16 protein-coding genes and 2 pseudogenes are annotated in these 14,945 nt (G+C 70.7%); 11 read left to right on the top strand and 7 right to left on the bottom strand.

The features are described 5' to 3' along the window. Positions 1 to 348: 348 nt before the first annotated feature. The gene (locus tag ACFV9M_RS30935; RefSeq protein WP_385078522.1) at positions 349 to 1,518 is read right to left on the bottom strand and encodes an S-adenosylmethionine:tRNA ribosyltransferase-isomerase; all 1,170 of its coding nucleotides are present in this window, start codon (positions 1,516 to 1,518) and stop codon (positions 349 to 351) included. Next, positions 1,515 to 2,216, bottom strand: coding sequence for an SDR family NAD(P)-dependent oxidoreductase (locus tag ACFV9M_RS30930; RefSeq protein ID WP_385078520.1), 702 nt, complete (start codon positions 2,214 to 2,216; stop codon positions 1,515 to 1,517). Before ACFV9M_RS30930 ends, ACFV9M_RS30935 begins: the two co-directional genes overlap by 4 nt. 243 nt (positions 2,217 to 2,459) lie before the next feature. On the opposite strand from ACFV9M_RS30930, the gene ACFV9M_RS30925 reads away from it, so the two are divergent. The 3 genes from ACFV9M_RS30925 to chpE all read left to right on the top strand — a co-directional run bounded on the left by ACFV9M_RS30925 (position 2,460) and on the right by chpE (position 4,673). Next, positions 2,460 to 3,605 carry a GAF domain-containing sensor histidine kinase gene (locus tag ACFV9M_RS30925; RefSeq protein WP_385078517.1) on the top strand — a complete coding sequence of 382 codons (1,146 nt, stop codon included), beginning with the start codon at positions 2,460 to 2,462 and terminating at the stop codon, positions 3,603 to 3,605. Further along, the gene (locus ACFV9M_RS30920) at positions 3,598 to 4,239 is read left to right on the top strand and encodes a response regulator (protein ID WP_385078514.1); all 642 of its coding nucleotides are present in this window, start codon (positions 3,598 to 3,600) and stop codon (positions 4,237 to 4,239) included. The genes ACFV9M_RS30925 and ACFV9M_RS30920 overlap by 8 nt, the downstream gene beginning before the upstream one ends. A gap of 188 nt (positions 4,240 to 4,427) precedes the next feature. Continuing rightward, positions 4,428 to 4,673, top strand: a complete 246-nt coding sequence (chpE, locus tag ACFV9M_RS30915; RefSeq protein WP_385078510.1) for a chaplin ChpE — start codon at positions 4,428 to 4,430, stop codon at positions 4,671 to 4,673. Positions 4,674 to 4,893: 220 nt separating this feature from the next. On the opposite strand, the gene ACFV9M_RS30910 is transcribed toward chpE, so the two are convergent. Then, positions 4,894 to 5,682: a hypothetical protein gene (locus ACFV9M_RS30910; protein ID WP_385078507.1), complete on the bottom strand. Its 789-nt coding sequence runs from the start codon at positions 5,680 to 5,682 to the stop codon at positions 4,894 to 4,896. A gap of 154 nt (positions 5,683 to 5,836) precedes the next feature. Here ACFV9M_RS30910 and ACFV9M_RS30905 point away from each other — a divergent pair, with 154 nt between their 5' ends. From ACFV9M_RS30905 to ACFV9M_RS30895, 3 genes are all read left to right on the top strand, one after another. Then, positions 5,837 to 6,634: an ABC transporter ATP-binding protein gene (locus tag ACFV9M_RS30905; protein ID WP_385078505.1), complete on the top strand. Its 798-nt coding sequence runs from the start codon at positions 5,837 to 5,839 to the stop codon at positions 6,632 to 6,634. A gap of 66 nt (positions 6,635 to 6,700) precedes the next feature. Then, the gene (locus ACFV9M_RS30900) at positions 6,701 to 7,132 is read left to right on the top strand and encodes an NfeD family protein (protein WP_385078502.1); all 432 of its coding nucleotides are present in this window, start codon (positions 6,701 to 6,703) and stop codon (positions 7,130 to 7,132) included. 141 nt (positions 7,133 to 7,273) lie between these two features. Beyond that, positions 7,274 to 8,227: an SPFH domain-containing protein gene (locus ACFV9M_RS30895; RefSeq protein WP_385078500.1), complete on the top strand. Its 954-nt coding sequence runs from the start codon at positions 7,274 to 7,276 to the stop codon at positions 8,225 to 8,227. A gap of 85 nt (positions 8,228 to 8,312) precedes the next feature. Here ACFV9M_RS30895 and ACFV9M_RS30890 read toward each other — a convergent pair whose 3' ends face one another. From ACFV9M_RS30890 to ACFV9M_RS30880, 3 genes are all read right to left on the bottom strand, one after another. Beyond that, positions 8,313 to 8,819 (bottom strand): HNH endonuclease, encoded by a 507-nt coding sequence (locus ACFV9M_RS30890; protein WP_385078497.1) that lies wholly within the window; start codon positions 8,817 to 8,819, stop codon positions 8,313 to 8,315. A 211-nt stretch (positions 8,820 to 9,030) separates the two neighbouring features. Further along, positions 9,031 to 9,570 (bottom strand): YbhB/YbcL family Raf kinase inhibitor-like protein, encoded by a 540-nt coding sequence (locus ACFV9M_RS30885; RefSeq protein WP_385078495.1) that lies wholly within the window; start codon positions 9,568 to 9,570, stop codon positions 9,031 to 9,033. Between the two features lie 43 nt (positions 9,571 to 9,613). Further along, positions 9,614 to 10,396: a sporulation protein gene (locus ACFV9M_RS30880; protein WP_385078492.1), complete on the bottom strand. Its 783-nt coding sequence runs from the start codon at positions 10,394 to 10,396 to the stop codon at positions 9,614 to 9,616. Between the two features lie 147 nt (positions 10,397 to 10,543). On the opposite strand from ACFV9M_RS30880, the pseudogene ACFV9M_RS30875 reads away from it, so the two are divergent. The 4 genes and pseudogenes from ACFV9M_RS30875 to ACFV9M_RS30860 form a co-directional block, all read left to right on the top strand. Continuing rightward, positions 10,544 to 10,801 (top strand): annotated as a pseudogene (locus ACFV9M_RS30875) (DNA-3-methyladenine glycosylase); the annotation flags it as partial. Between the two features lie 14 nt (positions 10,802 to 10,815). Further along, the gene (locus ACFV9M_RS30870) at positions 10,816 to 11,427 is read left to right on the top strand and encodes a DNA-3-methyladenine glycosylase (protein ID WP_385078491.1); all 612 of its coding nucleotides are present in this window, start codon (positions 10,816 to 10,818) and stop codon (positions 11,425 to 11,427) included. A gap of 267 nt (positions 11,428 to 11,694) precedes the next feature. Continuing rightward, complete coding sequence (locus ACFV9M_RS30865) at positions 11,695 to 12,183, top strand: hypothetical protein (RefSeq protein ID WP_385078489.1); 489 nt, start codon at positions 11,695 to 11,697, stop codon at positions 12,181 to 12,183. 265 nt (positions 12,184 to 12,448) lie between these two features. Continuing rightward, the gene (locus tag ACFV9M_RS30860; RefSeq protein WP_385078486.1) at positions 12,449 to 12,817 is read left to right on the top strand and encodes a hypothetical protein; all 369 of its coding nucleotides are present in this window, start codon (positions 12,449 to 12,451) and stop codon (positions 12,815 to 12,817) included. 139 nt (positions 12,818 to 12,956) lie between these two features. Here the strand turns inward: ACFV9M_RS30860 and ACFV9M_RS30855 are convergent, their stop codons facing one another. Then, positions 12,957 to 14,276, bottom strand: a complete 1,320-nt coding sequence (locus ACFV9M_RS30855; RefSeq protein WP_385078483.1) for a recombinase family protein — start codon at positions 14,274 to 14,276, stop codon at positions 12,957 to 12,959. Positions 14,277 to 14,317: 41 nt separating this feature from the next. Between ACFV9M_RS30855 and ACFV9M_RS30850 the strand changes: the two are divergent. After that, positions 14,318 to 14,576 (top strand): annotated as a pseudogene (locus ACFV9M_RS30850) (DNA-3-methyladenine glycosylase); the annotation flags it as partial. Between the last annotated feature and the right edge of the window lie 369 nt (positions 14,577 to 14,945).

The following is a 14,945-nucleotide window of genomic DNA, read 5'->3' as shown; positions in this document are numbered from 1 at the left end:
GTCCACGGCGGACACGGGTGCTTTCGGCACGAACGCCGCGGGGGGACCCGCGGCGCTGAGCGACGGCAGCCATTGTTAGCGGCCGCAAAATTCGGAGGCAATGATGTGACGTACGAAGCCAGGTAGTGGATCAGGGAAGGGCAAAACGGGACAGACCACAACGTCTGTCCCGTTCAGCCCGGAAGCATGTGACTCCTATCGTCCTTCGTACGTGATGTGCACCCTATGTGCGGGCTCACATGCGCCGCTCACGCTTCTCACTGCTAGTTGCTGGAGCAATGCCGAGCGTGAGTGCCTGGGAGAGGGGGATCGCCACCGCCCCGTTCGGGCGGGTCGCGACCGCCCCGCTCAGGCGAAACCGTGGTCCCCGTCCCCGCCCTCCGGCAGAAGGAGGTGCAGATCGCCGAACTCGTGCCACAGGTACCGCCCGCGCAGCGCCTCCTCGTACCCCCGGTCGATCGCGGCCCGCCCCGCCACCGCCTCCAGCATCAGCAGGTGCGAGGCCTCCGGCTCGTGCAGCCCGGTCAGCAGCCCGTCGACCACCCGCACCCCGCGCCCGGGCGTGACGACGAGGTCCGTCCACCCCTCCCGCGCGCGCACCACCCCGTCCGCCCCGGACGCCGACTCCACGGCCCGCACGGCCGTCGTCCCCACCGCGATCACCCGCCCGCCCGTCCGCCTCCCGCCGCCCGGCAGGGCGAGCGCCCCGCGCCCGTCCCGCTCGGCCCGCACGGCGTTGATCAGCCGGGCCGACGCCTCCGGGACCGCGAACCACTCCGGGTACGGCGGCTCGTGCGCCTCCGCCGAGGCCACCCCCGTGTGCAGGGTGACCGGCGCGAACCGCACCCCGCGGCTCACCAGCTCCACCACCAGCCGAGCCGTGAAGGGCCGCGCCGCACTCGGCATCTCCGCACTGCCCGACCCGTCGGCCGACGGCAGCGCGAACACCGTCTGGTACACCGACAACGGCTGGTCCCGCTCCGTGTAGGAGTACCGGATGGGCCGCCCGTGCCCCCGCAGCAGCCCCGGCACCGACCCGCCGGACACCCGCGCCCACCACAGCCTCCCCACGCCCCCGCCCAGCGCCTCCTCGCACACGAGCCGCACCCCTCCCGGCAGCCGCACCTCCGTCCCCGGGGCCGAGCCCGCCGCCCTCCCCACCCGCGCGCGCGTGGTGCCCCTGCCGTCCGGGTCCCGCAGCTCGACCGCCCACCGCCCGTCGTCCCCGCGCGTGGAGAAGTGCACCACCACGCGCGCGTGCCCGATCCGCCCGTCCACCGCGGCCGCCAGCGTGGGCGAGGTGTTCACCACCAGCAGGTCCCCGGCCCGCAGCAGTCCGGGCAGCTCCCGGAACGCGTGATGCGCCACCTCCGTCCCCCGCGACACCAGCAGCCGTACGGAGTCCCGGTCCCGGCCGGGGCCGCGCTGCTCGGCCGGCAGCCGCGCCGACAACTCCTCGGGCACGCTGCCCCACCCTCGACTGAGCTCGTGCGGAGGGACCCCCGTGGCCGGCGTCATCGCCGTCCTCCCAGCAGCGCCGGAGCCCCGTACCGCCCGCTGGCCGGCCGCTCGTCCAGCAACCGCAGGAACGCCGGTGCCACACCGCGCGGATCCGGCCGCGGAGCGTCGTCGTCCGGTACGGCCGCCGCGTACAGGTCCGTGGCCATGTCCCCGGGGTCCACCGCCCACACCCGCAGCCCCGGCTCCTCCGCGCCGAGCACCGCCGCGATCTGGTCGAGGGCCGCCTTCGAGGCCCCGTAGCCGCCCCACGTCCCGTACGCCTCGGCGGCGGCGTCCGAGCTGACCGTGACCACCGCACCCGCCCGCGCCGACCGCAGCAGCGGCAGCGCCTCCTGGACGAGGCCCAGCGCGGCCACGACGTTCACCTCCAGCGCCCGCCGCAGTCCGTCCACGGGCAGCTCCGCCAGCCGGACCAGCGGCTCGGCACCCAGCGCGCTCGCGTTGCTCACCAGCAGATCGCAGCCGCCGAGCCGCCCGGCGGCCGCCACCAGCTCCGACCGGTGCGCGGGATCGGTGACGTCCCCGGCCACCGCCTCGACGCGCGTCCCGTGCTCCGCCGCGACCGCGGCCGCCGTCTCCTTCAGCACCTGCGCCGTCCTGGCGTCCAGCACCAGATCCCAGCCCCGCGCGGCGAGCACCTCGGCCAACGCCCTCCCCAGGCCCTTCGACGCTCCCGTGATGATCGCTACCGGCATGACAACCGTCCCCTCGTCCGACGACCCGCCTCCGCTCGGCGGTGCCCTCACCGTAGGAACCGCGCCGCCCGCCCCGCCTCGGACGCGGGGCGGGGGACACCGGGGCCCTTCGGCGTACGTCCCCGCACCCCGCCGCGCGCCCTACGCCCCACCGCCCGGGACCTCGGACCTAGGTCCCGGGCCCCACCCCGACGCCGTCACCGGCCCGATCCCCCTGTCACACCCCGCCGGTACCGTGAGGGCATGAGTCAAGGCCCCCGGTCCGGCCTCGCCGCGGTGAGCTCCGCGCTGCTGGCCATGAGCAGGCACCTCGAGGTGCGCGACGTCCTCAAGACGATCGTCGCCTCGGCCCGCGAGCTGCTCGACGCGCAGTACGCCGCGCTCGGCGTCCCGGACGACCACGGCGGCTTCGCCCAGTTCGTCGTCGACGGCATCGGCGAGGAGCAGTGGAAGGCCATCGGCCCCCTGCCCCGCCAGCACGGCATCCTCGCCGCGATGCTCCACGAGGCCCGGCCCGAGCGCCTCGCCGACGTGCGCGAGGACCCGCGCTTCGAGGGCTGGCCGTCCGCCCACCCGGACATGTCCGACTTCCTCGGCCTGCCCATCCGCGACGGCGACGAGGTCGTCGGCGCGCTGTACCTCGCCAACAAGAACTGCGCCAGGCCGGCCGGCGGCTGCGGCTTCACCGAGGACGACGAGGAACTGCTCTCCATCCTCGCCCAGCACGCCGCGATCGCCCTCACCAACGCCCGCCTGTACGAGCGCAGCCGCGAACTGACGATCGCAGAGGAACGCTCGCGACTGGCCCACGAACTCCACGACGCGGTCAGCCAGAAACTGTTCTCCCTGCGTCTGACCGCCCAGGCCGCCGCCGCCCTCGTCGACCGCGACCCCTCCCGCGCCAAGGGCGAACTCCAGCAGGTCGCCGCGCTCGCCGCCGAGGCCGCCGACGAACTGCGCGCCGCCGTCGTGGAGCTGCGCCCCGCCGCCCTCGACGAGGACGGCCTGGTCGCCACCCTCCGCACCCAGATACAGGTCCTCGACCGCGCCCACTCCGCGCGCGTGACCTTCACCAGCCGCGGCGTCCGCGCCCTGCCCGCCGCGCAGGAGGAGGCCCTGCTGCGCGTCGCCCAGGAGGCCCTGCACAACGCGCTGCGCCACTCCGGCGCGGAGCACGTCGAGGTCAGCCTCCACCGGCGCGGCCCCGCCGCGGTCCTGCGCGTCACGGACGACGGCGGCGGCTTCGACCCCACGGCGGTCCGCAGGGCCGGCCGCCACCTCGGCCTGGTCTCCATGCGGGACCGGGCGAGCGGCGTCGGCGGCAGCCTGGTGGTGGAATCGGCGCCCGGCAAGGGCACCACGATCGAGATGGAGGCCCCCGGTGGCTGACGCAATCAAGGTGCTGCTCGTCGACGACCACCAGGTCGTCCGCCGGGGCCTGCGCACCTTCCTGGAGGTCCAGGACGACATCGAGGTCGTCGGCGAGGCCGCCGACGGCGCCGAGGGCGTCGCCCGCGCCGAGGAGCTGGGACCCGACGTCGTCCTGATGGACGTCAAGATGCCCGGCATGGACGGCGTCGAGGCCCTCCGCAGGCTCCGCGAACTCGACAACCCCGCGCGCGTGCTGATCGTCACCAGCTTCACCGAACAGCGCACCGTGGTCCCGGCCCTGCGCGCGGGCGCCGCCGGATACGTCTACAAGGACGTGGACCCCGACGCCCTGGCCGGCGCCATCCGCTCGGTCCACGCCGGCCACATCCTGCTCCAGCAGGAGGTCGCGGGCGCCCTGCTCTCCCAGGAGGAGGCCACCACCGGGCAGGGCAGGGGCGGTTCGCTCACCGAGCGGGAGCGCGAGGTCCTCGGGCTGATAGCGGACGGCCGCTCCAACCGGGAGATCGCCCGCGCCCTGGTCCTCTCCGAGAAGACCGTCAAGACCCACGTCTCGAACATCCTGATGAAACTCGACCTGGCCGACCGCACCCAGGCCGCCCTGTGGGCCGTACGCCATGGTGTGACCGGCTGAAACGCGCTCCGGCGCACGACCGGGGGCGCTCCCGGGCGCCGCGGCGGAGCGGTTCCCTCCGGTCCGAGATTCATACCGTCGTGGGAATGTCCCCCGGATGGCGCACCCTCCGCCGGGCGCCCGCGTTCTCCAGTGCGTACCGCGGCGCCTGCCGCGGCACTCGCCAGGAGGGCCAGGAGGGCTCAGAAGTGAAGAACCTGAAGAAGGCAGCGGCCGTGACGATGGTGGCCGGCGGTCTGGTCGCCGCGGGCTCCGGTATGGCCTTCGCCACCGGCGGCGCGTCGGCCCACGGCGTGGCCGAGGGCTCGCCGGGCGTCCTCTCGGGCAACGTGGTCCAGGCCCCGGTGCACATCCCGGTCAACGCCGTCGGCAACAGCGTCAACGTCATCGGCGTGCTGAACCCGGCCTTCGGCAACACGGGCCTCAACCACTGACGCCCTCGCGGACCCCGGCGTCCACCGGCCTCCCCCGGCCCCACTCCGGGGGAGGCCGGTCCGCTTGTCGCCGTGAACGACCGAGACCGCCCGGCCCGCACCGGAGCCCCGCGTCGGGAAGAACACGGAGCCCCGTGCGTGACCCGCCCCCGTCGGACCACGGGCTCCCACCGGCGCCGGTCTCCGTCCGACCGACGCTCACCTCACCCCACCGAGGCCCTCACCGCACCCCTCGCTCCAGCTCCTCCACATACGCGTTGTACGCGGCGACCTGCGCCCGCCGAGCCGTCCGCTCCACCGGCCGCAGCGCCTCCCCGCGAGCCGCCATCTCCGACGCGCTCACCGCACCCCCGTGCCCGCGCTCCAGGGCGAGGGAGATCAACAACCCCACCCGCTGCGCCAGCTCCAGCACCCGCACCGCCCGCGGCGGGTACCCCGGCGCGAGCACCTCCCGCCCACGCTCCGCCCGAGCCCGGTACGCGTCGATCGCCGCCTCCGCCACCGGCCCGGACCCCGCCACGTCCAGCCGCGACAGCACCACCGTGGCCTCCCGCAACGCCTCCGCCAGCTCCCGCTCCGCCTCGCCCAGCGACGGCACGTCGGCGGGCGGCGCCTCCCGCACCGCGAGACAGTGCCACACCACCTCGGCATGCACATCGCCCTCGGGCCCGGCCTCGGACACCTCCGGCACCAGCCCCAGCGCGGATCCGTGGCAGATCACCGCCTCCTGCGCCTCCAGCGCCCGCGCGTTGAACTCCGGCGGCCCGCTCAGACCCAGCGGATGCCCGGACGCGGGCAGCGCCACCCGCAGCCCTCTCACCCCCAGCGCCCGCAGCCGCCCCAGCGCGAGCGTGAGTCCGACGGGCGCCGTCTCGCCGGGCAGCCCCGCCACCCGGTGCACGGCATCGGCACCGACTATGGCGTGCACCGCATCGTCCGGAGAGACAAATCCGGACAGAAGTGCGTTTCCCCAAGCGGCAAGGCGACCAGAGCGCGGTTCCGAAAGCATCCCCCCACCCTAAGGACCGGACCGATGGAACGGCTCCCCCGACCGGTGGCGTAGATTTTCCCGGAGGGCCGCGCCCACCCGCGCGCGGCGGTCCGAGCCACAGGCGTACGCGACGACCGAGTCCGGCCACACTGCAAGGGGAGACAACGCGCTCATGAGCGATGTTCTGGAGCTTCAGGACGTATCCGTGGTCCGCGAGGGCCGGGCTCTGGTGGACCAGGTCTCCTGGTCGGTCAAGGAGGGCGAACGCTGGGTCATCCTCGGCCCCAACGGAGCCGGCAAGACGACCCTGCTGAACGTCGCGTCCAGCTACCTCTACCCCAGCAAGGGCACCGCCACCATCCTCGGCGAGACCCTCGGCAAGCCCGGCACCGACGTCTTCGAACTGCGCCCCCGCATCGGCATGGCCGGCATCGCCATGGCCGAGAAGCTCCCCAAGCGCCAGACGGTGCTGCAGACCGTCCTCACCGCCGCCTACGGCATGACGGCCGGCTGGCAGGAGGAGTACGAGGCCATCGACGAGCAGCGCGCCCGCGCCTTCCTCGACCGCCTCGGCATGACCGAGTACCTCGACCGCAGGTTCGGCACCCTCTCCGAGGGCGAACGCAAGCGCACCCTGATCGCCCGCGCCCTCATGACCGACCCCGAACTGCTGCTCCTGGACGAGCCGGCCGCCGGCCTGGACCTCGGCGGCCGCGAGGACCTCGTCCGCCGCCTCGGCCGCCTCGCCCGCGACCCCATCGCCCCGTCGATGATCATGGTGACGCACCACGTCGAGGAGATCGCCCCCGGCTTCACCCACGTCCTCATGATCCGCCAGGGCAAGGTCCTCGCCGCCGGCCCGGTCGAACTCGAACTCACCTCCCGCAACCTCTCCCACTGCTTCGGCCTCCCCCTCGTCGTGGAACAGGTCGGCGACCGCTGGACCGCCCACGGCCTGCCGCTGTCCTGACCGCCGTCCCGACCGCCCCCGTTCGCGCCCTGTCGGCGGAACGACCCTCGGTCCTACCATGAACGCGTGAACGACATCGACGCGTGGGTGTGGTGGCTCGTGGGGGCGGCAGCACTCGGTATACCGCTCGTGGTGACCGCGATGCCGGAGTTCGGCATGCTCGCGGCCGGCGCCGTCGCGGCCGCCGTCGCCGCGGGCCTCGGCCTCGGCACCGTCGCCCAAGTACTCGTCTTCCTCGCCGTGTCGGTCGCCCTCATCGCCGTCGTACGGCCCATCGCGGCCCGCCACAGCAGACAGCGCCCCCAACTCGTCACCGGCGTCGACGCGTTGAAGGGCAAGCAGGCCGTCGTACTGGAACGCGTCGACGGTTCCGGCGGACGCATCAAACTCGCGGGCGAGGTCTGGTCGGCCCGCGCCCTCGACACCGACCACGCCTACGAGGTGGGCCAGGAGGTCGACGTCGTGGACATCGAAGGGGCCACGGCGATCGTCATCTGACCTTGCACAACTCCCGCACCACGCAAGTGGACCGAACACACCACGAGCCGCACGACCGTCTGTCAGACTCGACCAGCAAGATCTTCAACAAGCCTAAGATCTTCCGAAAGCGCCGAGGCGGAGAAGGGGACGGGGAGCACGATGGAACCGGTCATCATCGTCTTGATCATTCTGGTGGTGTTGGTCTTCATCGCCCTGATCAAGACGATCCAGGTCATCCCACAGGCGAGCGCCGCCATCGTGGAGCGCTTCGGCCGCTACACACGCACGCTCAACGCCGGACTCAACATCGTCGTCCCGTTCATCGACACCATCCGCAACCGCATCGACCTGCGCGAACAGGTCGTGCCGTTCCCGCCCCAGCCGGTGATCACCCAGGACAACCTGGTCGTCAACATCGACACCGTCATCTACTACCAGGTGACCGACGCCCGGGCCGCGACCTACGAGGTCGCCAGCTACATCCAGGCGATCGAGCAGCTCACCGTCACCACGCTGCGCAACATCATCGGTGGCATGGACCTGGAGCGGACCCTGACCTCCCGCGAGGAGATCAACGCGGCCCTGCGCGGCGTCCTCGACGAGGCCACCGGCAAGTGGGGCATCCGCGTCAACCGCGTCGAGCTCAAGGCCATCGAGCCGCCGACCTCCATCCAGGACTCGATGGAGAAGCAGATGCGCGCCGACCGTGACAAGCGCGCCGCGATCCTCACCGCCGAAGGTACGCGCCAGGCCGCGATCCTCACCGCCGAGGGCGAGAAGCAGTCCCAGATTCTGCGCGCCGAGGGCGAGGCCAAGGCCGCCGCCCTGCGCGCCGAGGGCGAGGCCCAGGCGGTCCGTACCGTCTTCGAGGCGATCCACGCCGGCGACCCGGACCAGAAGCTGCTCTCCTACCAGTACCTCCAGATGCTCCCGAAGATCGCCGAGGGCGACGCCAACAAGCTCTGGATCGTCCCCAGCGAGATCGGCGACGCCCTCAAGGGCCTCTCCGGCGCGATGGGCAACTTCGGTGCGATGGGCGGCGGTTCGGGCTCCAACGGCGGGGGCACCGAGAAGAGGGTCCCGGAGCGCCGCGAGAAGCCGTCGATCGACTGACGGCACCGGACAGCAGAGAGCCCCGCACCCCGTCAGAAGGGGGTGCGGGGCTCTGTCGACACCACGCGGGCCCGACGCCGAACCGCTAGGCCGCGTCCACGGACAACCACTCCGGCAGCGCGGCCAGGTCCTCCTGCCCCAGAGCCAACAGCATCGCGTCCTGCGGAGTCGGCTCGAACGGCAGCCGCAGCAACGGCATCATCGCCTGCTCCGGAGTGCGGTCCGCCTTGCGGTGATTGTCCTCCGCGCAGGAGGCGACCGTGTTCAGCCACGAGTCCTGCCCGCCCTGCGCCCGCGGCACCACGTGGTCCACGGTCGTCGCCCGCCGCCCGCAGTACGCGCACCGGTGCCGGTCCCTGACCAGCACACCCCGCCTCGACCACGGTGCTTGTCTTCGGAACGGCACCCTCACGTACCTGCAGAGCCTGATCACCCGGGGCGCCGGTATGTCCACGGCGGCCCCCCGCATCCGCAGTTCGGGGTGGGACTGTTCGACGACGGCCTTGTCCTGGAGCACCAGAACGACGGCTCGGTTCAGCGTCACCGTCGACAGCGGCTCGAAGCTCGCGTTGAGTACCAGCGTGTCCCGCATACCAGCCCACCTCCCGTATGCACCGGCCCACCCCCTGGCGGGCTGGGATCAACTCTGGCCGGGCACGCCGAGATGGACAACGCAATATCTGCTGCTCCCACGGGGGGTGACCCCCGCGACCCCCGGCAACAAAAACGCCCGCCCCTGATCACTTCCAAGACCAGGGGCGGACAAACGTTGATTGAACGATGAGCTCACTCACCTCACGGCGTCAGCTCCGCGCGGGGTTCTCGTACTCACCGATCAGCTGGGCGCGCGCGATCGTGTGGAACCGCAGGTTGAAGCCCACGACGGCGGGTGAGGCGTCCGCGTCCGGACCGAGCTTGTCCTGGTCCACCGCGTAGACGGTGAAGACGTAGCGGTGCGGACCGTCCCCGGGCGGCGGCGCCGCGCCGCCGAAGTCCTTCGTCCCGTAGTCGTTGCGCGCGTGGACGGCGCCCTCCGGCAGTCCGTCGAACTTCCCGCTGCCCGCGCCCACCGGCAGCTCGGTCACCGAGGCCGGGATGTCGAACAGGACCCAGTGCCAGAACCCGCTGCCCGTGGGGGCGTCCGGGTCGTAGCACGTCACGGCGAAGCTCTTGGTCCCGGGCGGGAAGCCCTCCCACCGCAGCTGCGGCGAGGTGTTCCCCTCCGCGTGGACCTGCGCACTCTTGAGGGTCGCGCCCTCCTCGACGTCCTCGCTCGTCACCGTGAACGACGGAACGGGAGGATGGAAGTCGTGGGGGAGCGGCCGCCTCTTGTGCTCGGTCACCTCGGTACCTCCTGAACGGTTTCTGGAGTCAGTGGTTCCGAGCCTAGAACCAGTTGCGCTTGCTGCCGACCTCGGACAGCCACTGGTTGAGGTACGCCGCCCAGTCGGTCCCCTGGTAGTCGTTCAGTCCCACCTGGAACGAGCGGAAGGTGTCGCTTCCCTCGCCGAACAGCCCCGGCTTCTTGTCCATCTCCAGCACGACGTCCATGGCCTGCGCGTCGGCCACGAAGCTCAGCTCGACCTGGTTCAGGCCCCGGTACTGCGCCGGCGGGAAGAACTCGATCTCCTGGTAGAACGGCAGCTTCTGCCGCGTGCCCCGGATGTGGCCGCGCTCCAGGTCCGCGTTCTTGAAACGGAAGCCCAGCTGGATGAAGGCGTCCAGGATCGCCTTCTGCGCGGGCAGCGGGTGCACGTTCACCGGGTCCAGGTCGCCGGAGTCCACGGCCCGCGCGATCTCCAGCTCGGTGGTCACACCGATGTTCATCCCGCGCAGCGCCTGCCCGTCGATCGTCGTGATCGGCGTCTCCCAGGGGATCTCCAGGCCGAACGGCACCGCGTGCACCGCACCCGCCGACAGCTCGAAGGCCCCGCCCAGACGCTGCTTGGTGAACTCGATGTCCTGCTTGTACTCCTGGTCGCCGCTCTCGACCTCCACCTTGGCCTGGAGCCCGACGGACAGCCCCTCGATCTGCTGGTTCACGGACCCGCCCTGGATCCGCACCTCGCCCTGGACCACGCCGCCCGGAACGACGTTGACCTCGGTCAGCACCGTCTCGACCGAAGCCCCGCCGGCCCCGAGACTCGCGAGCAGCTTCTTGAACGCCATGACTTCCCCTCTACGACCTCTACGACTGGATCCTTGATCCTTTAAACGCGACCCGGCCGTGGCCGGTTCCGTCACACACACCCTGGCAAGCCGAGGGCCCGCCGACCACCCCGACGCTCCCACCCGTCTGCACTACGCTCGGAGGGCATGATCGCGACCTCCGACCGTACGCCCCTTCCCCGGTCCTTCTTCGACCGCCCTGTCCTGGAGGTCGCCCCCGGCCTCCTAGGCCGCCTTCTCGTCCGCACGACCCCGGACGGTCCGATCACCCTGCGCCTCACGGAGGTCGAGGCCTACGACGGCCCGAACGACCCGGGCTCCCACGCCTTCCGCGGCCGCACCGCCCGCAACAGCGTGATGTTCGGCCCGCCCGGACATGTGTACGTCTACTTCACCTACGGCATGTCAAGGCGGTCAGCATGAACGTTGCCCTCCTCGCGCATCCTGCCGAAGAAGTCGCCCCCAAGCTGCTCGGGAGCGTCCTCACCTGCAAGACCCCCGAGGGAACCGTGAGCATCGCCATCACGGAGACTGAGGCGTACTCCGGTACGGCTGACCCAGCTTCCCATGCCTACCGAGGCCAGACACCCCGTAACGCCGTCATGTTCGGACCCGCAGGACACCTGTACGTCTACCGGTCCCACGGCCTCCACTGGTGCGCCAACGTCGTCACCGGGACGGACGGCATCGCCTCGGCCGTCCTCATCCGGGCAGGCAGGGTCATCGAGGGGGAAGACCTGGCACGCCAGCGGCGAGGGGAGAGGGTCGCGAGCCCACGTCTTGCCCGAGGTCCGGGGAACTTCTGCCAGGCGCTCGGCATCACGGGAGAGCACAACGGCGCAGACCTCCTGGCAGGTACCTCGGTCATGTTGTCCGGGGGCGAGTCGGTGCCTGCCGCGCTCATCCGGGTTGGTCCTCGGGTAGGTGTGAGCAAGGCCCACGACTGGCAACACCGGTTCTACCTCGCCGGTGATCCAACGGTCTCGGCGTACCGACTGAGCCCGCGAGCCAAACCGCCCGCCGGAGCCTGAGCCGCTGTGCGCCTTGCTGCCGGCCTGCCGGTGAGTCGGTGCGGAAGCGGGTCAGGTGATGCGTGATCGTCCACGAGCGCGGCGCGTGACGCGTTCCTGGCCGGTCGAGTGACTGCTGACGTGCGCCGACTCGGACCGGACGGGTGGGTGTGACTGAGTGTGCCAGTTGGCGTTTGAGCAGCTGAGTTGGGATCTTGTCCCTGCCTGGTGCATGCGAACCAAAGCAACAGACACAGATCTGGGCCGGTCAGACGTAGGGGCGGGTGGATGGGCGCAGATGTGGAGCGGGAGCGCTGGGAGCTGCGATCTGGAGAAGGCGTGGGGCCGCTGAGGTTCGGGATGTCTCCAGCCGAGGTCGCCGACGCACTGCTGGTCTCGGGGCCTCTGGCACGGGTTGGTGGTCCGTATGAGCAGGAAGACTTCCCGGACGGGGTGAAGGCGTTCTACGACGCGGGCAAGCTCGCATGCGTCGCGCTGGATGCAGTCACCGGTCCGCAGGTCTTCCTGGCCGCCTTCCCGTTGGCGGGGAGCGATCCAGTGCAGGGCCATCAGTTTCTGCTGGACCACGCCGCGGAGCATGGGAACTGGATTCTTTACACCCCTGAGGAGTCGCTTTCCCTGACCGATCTCGGACTTCTTCTGCGTTCGCAGCGAGTTGGGAACGCGCGCCTTACACGTCCACTCTTCGTCAAGGAGGAGTGGCTGGAGTCGCAGTACTTCCGAGACCACCTTCCGCTTGAGGATGCCTCAGGCTGAGCGCTCTATCCGGTGAGCGGTGAGGGAGGGCTCCCTGAACAGGGTCCTTCCTCCTTCGTGGCCGATCCCTCGGCCAGGTCGCCGCCGTCGCTCCCGACCGCACGAGACCGAGTCCAGGCCCGAAGGCTTGGGCGTCCACCTGTGAAGAGAGACCGCGTCCTCCGGGCACGGTCCACCCCCGCAATGAAAGGGAGGCGCATGTCCCGCCATCCGGCGGGGGTCACTGGCGCACGCGTGTGCGCCTCACAGGAAGGGGCCACACTCGGTGGCTATCAGCTTCGGCCATGACCGCCCGTGGGGCGGTGTCTCCCAGCACGAGTACCGGCGCATGGCGCAGCACCCGGGACACCCTCTCGCCTACCGCGTGCACTTCGCCGCCATCGGATGGGCAGACCGGCAAGGACAAGCAGGCTTTGATCCCGGCCGGCTGGCCGCGCTGCTGGGCAAGGAGGGCAAGCCGCTTTCCGGCCAGAGCACCCGCAACGCGGTGGCCCGCGCCAGGAAGCTGGACCTTGTTTCGCCCCGATCGGGGCCGCCTGCCTCGTGCTTCCGTCTCATCTGTTCCAGAAGGGCAAGGCTGCGCCGGTCCCCTGCCGACTCCCTCAAGACCGGTAGCTACATGCTGGGCGTGTAGTCAGAGCACGTCTGGCGTGTACCGGCACTGGCTCCGACCTGCGCGAGCGTTCGCGTCCTCTGGCCCTGCCCGACACTCGTCAGACAGGGCCCGTGCTCACTGAGCGCCGACGGCCGACTCGGCTCTCCGTGCTGGGATCTCAGGGGTTCCGGAACGTGATCCGGCAGTGCTCGGCCTTGAAGCTTCGGCCCCCTCGACCGCGCGGTATCAGCTCGACTCGCTCGCAGACCTGGGTGACGACGGTCCGCACGTAGTCGATGCGGTCGGGGTCCTCGTAGTCCAGTTCCTCCCACAGGTACTCGATGTCGCCCAGGTCGACGCGTACCCGCTTCGCTGCCAGGTCTGCCAGCTCGGCCCGGATCTTGGTCAGGTCGGCGTCACACCTGCCGATGCCCGCCCGCAGGGTCGACCCGTCGATGTCTCCTACAGCGAACATCTCCGCCAGGGCGGTGCGCCTCTCGGACGTGGCAGTCTCCTCGGCCAGCAGTTCGGCCTCTCGCTCCTCGTCTCCGTTGTCCGTGGCCGGTGCCGCGTTCCACTCCTCGGCCTTGTCGATGACCTTCCGGACCACGAAGGAGTCAAGAGCATCTGCTGGGCAGGTGATGCACCGGCCACCTGAACAGGTATAGATGCGGTACCGCTCGCCTGCCGCGTTCTTCTTGCTCCACCCCTGAGTGGCGACGGCCTGACACTTCGAGCAGCGGACGACGCCGGACAACAGGGCCTTGCGCTTGCCGCCGCCACCCGTGTTGCGCTCGGGATCGCTCAGGTAGCGGACCAGTGCCCGGAACATGCCCTCGGAGACGATCGCCTCCCAGTTGCCCGCACCGGTCTCCTCGGTCAGCCGCACGCGCTTCCCGTCCGGCTTCTCGACCCACTGCGAGTACGTCTGGATTCCCGCGTTCCTCGGCTTCAAGAGGACACCCCGAAGGTTCGAGCTGCGCCACTCCTTGCCGTGCGGCGAGAGCAGTCCACGGGCGTTCCAGTCCTTCGCGATGGACCAGAGGGAGAGACCGGTCAGGACATCCCGGTACGCCTGCTGTAGGGCTTCCGCCTCTGCCTTGCGATGCCTGCCGTCGCGCTCGAAGCCGAAGGGGCGAGTACTCCAGAAGGGCCTGCCCGACTCTCTACGGCGCTGGTGTCCGAGTACCTGACGCTCTACTCGCATGTCGGTCTCGTTGCGAGCCACCACAGCGCCGATGCGAGCAGCGAGACGGCCGGACGGGGTGGACAGGTCGAGCACCCCCTGAGCTTGAGCGGCGGCCAGCGTGACGCCGGTCGACTCGGCCAGGTCCACCAGGTCCTCAAGATCCCAGGGGGTGCGGTACATGCGGTCGAAGTGGCGAGACACGATGGCGTCTGCCCTGCCGTCCTCCACCAGAGCCTTGACGCGCTCCCACTCGTCGCTTCGCTTGGCTCCCCGCTTGGTCGAGGCTGACGTGTCCTTCTCGACGATCACGGCTACGACGGACCAGCCGTTCCGGTCGCACAGCGCCTGAGCAACTGGCCAAAGGCCCCGCCCGTCTGGCCACGGCCCTGGACGTGGACCGCGCCCTCGACGGCACGGACGCCTGCACCCCCGGTGACACCCCCCTCCGCATCCTGGCCGGCACCCCCGTACCCCCCCGAGCAGGTGCGCAACGGCCCCCGGACGGGAGTCTCCGGCGACGGAGCCGTCCACCCGTGGCGCTACTGGGTCGCCGACGACCCGACGGTGAGCCCTTACCGTGCCCATGTTCCGAGGCGCCGCCGAAGTTGACTCGCCTTGGAGCGGGGCGTAACGTAGCCCGAGCCGCTTGAACCGGGTACGGCATTCGCCTGCAGCCGGAAGCGGCCAACCCACTATCTAGTACAGCCCTCAGCGGGGTCTCATTCGGCGTGTCCGCATGCCCGAATTCGACTCGGCGGAACTCGATTATGAGCTCACGAGGGAATCGGCTAACGTAGTGAATGTCGAAAGGCTGACAGGCGCAAGCCAGAAGGCCTCAGGCAAATCCCGCCGACAGGGAATCGGAACGAAAAGCGTCTGATAGAGTCGGAACCGCCGGAAAGGAAACCGCGAAACAAAAGCGGGAACCTGGAAAGCACCGAGGAAATCGGATCGAGAAAAGATCTGATAGAGTCGGAA

The organism is Streptomyces sp. NPDC059895, assembly GCF_042731035.1.
Taxonomy (GTDB): domain Bacteria; phylum Actinomycetota; class Actinomycetes; order Streptomycetales; family Streptomycetaceae; genus Streptomyces.
This window is presented reverse-complemented; position numbering and strand designations above follow the sequence as displayed.

Bases quoted from the DNA above. Each gene is read 5' to 3' on its own strand.
- ACFV9M_RS30880 (WP_385078492.1), bottom strand. From the start codon at position 10,396: ATGGCGTTCAAGAAGCTGCTCGCGAGTCTCGGGGCCGGCGGGGCTTCG.
- ACFV9M_RS30870 (WP_385078491.1), top strand. From the start codon at position 10,816: ATGAACGTTGCCCTCCTCGCGCATCCTGCCGAAGAAGTCGCCCCCAAG.
- ACFV9M_RS30930 (WP_385078520.1), bottom strand. From the start codon at position 2,216: ATGCCGGTAGCGATCATCACGGGAGCGTCGAAGGGCCTGGGGAGGGCG.
- ACFV9M_RS30890 (WP_385078497.1), bottom strand. From the start codon at position 8,819: ATGCGGGACACGCTGGTACTCAACGCGAGCTTCGAGCCGCTGTCGACG.
- ACFV9M_RS30910 (WP_385078507.1), bottom strand. From the start codon at position 5,682: ATGCTTTCGGAACCGCGCTCTGGTCGCCTTGCCGCTTGGGGAAACGCA.
- ACFV9M_RS30905 (WP_385078505.1), top strand. From the start codon at position 5,837: ATGAGCGATGTTCTGGAGCTTCAGGACGTATCCGTGGTCCGCGAGGGC.
- ACFV9M_RS30935 (WP_385078522.1), bottom strand. From the start codon at position 1,518: ATGACGCCGGCCACGGGGGTCCCTCCGCACGAGCTCAGTCGAGGGTGG.
- ACFV9M_RS30925 (WP_385078517.1), top strand. From the start codon at position 2,460: ATGAGTCAAGGCCCCCGGTCCGGCCTCGCCGCGGTGAGCTCCGCGCTG.
- ACFV9M_RS30865 (WP_385078489.1), top strand. From the start codon at position 11,695: ATGGGCGCAGATGTGGAGCGGGAGCGCTGGGAGCTGCGATCTGGAGAA.
- ACFV9M_RS30895 (WP_385078500.1), top strand. From the start codon at position 7,274: ATGGAACCGGTCATCATCGTCTTGATCATTCTGGTGGTGTTGGTCTTC.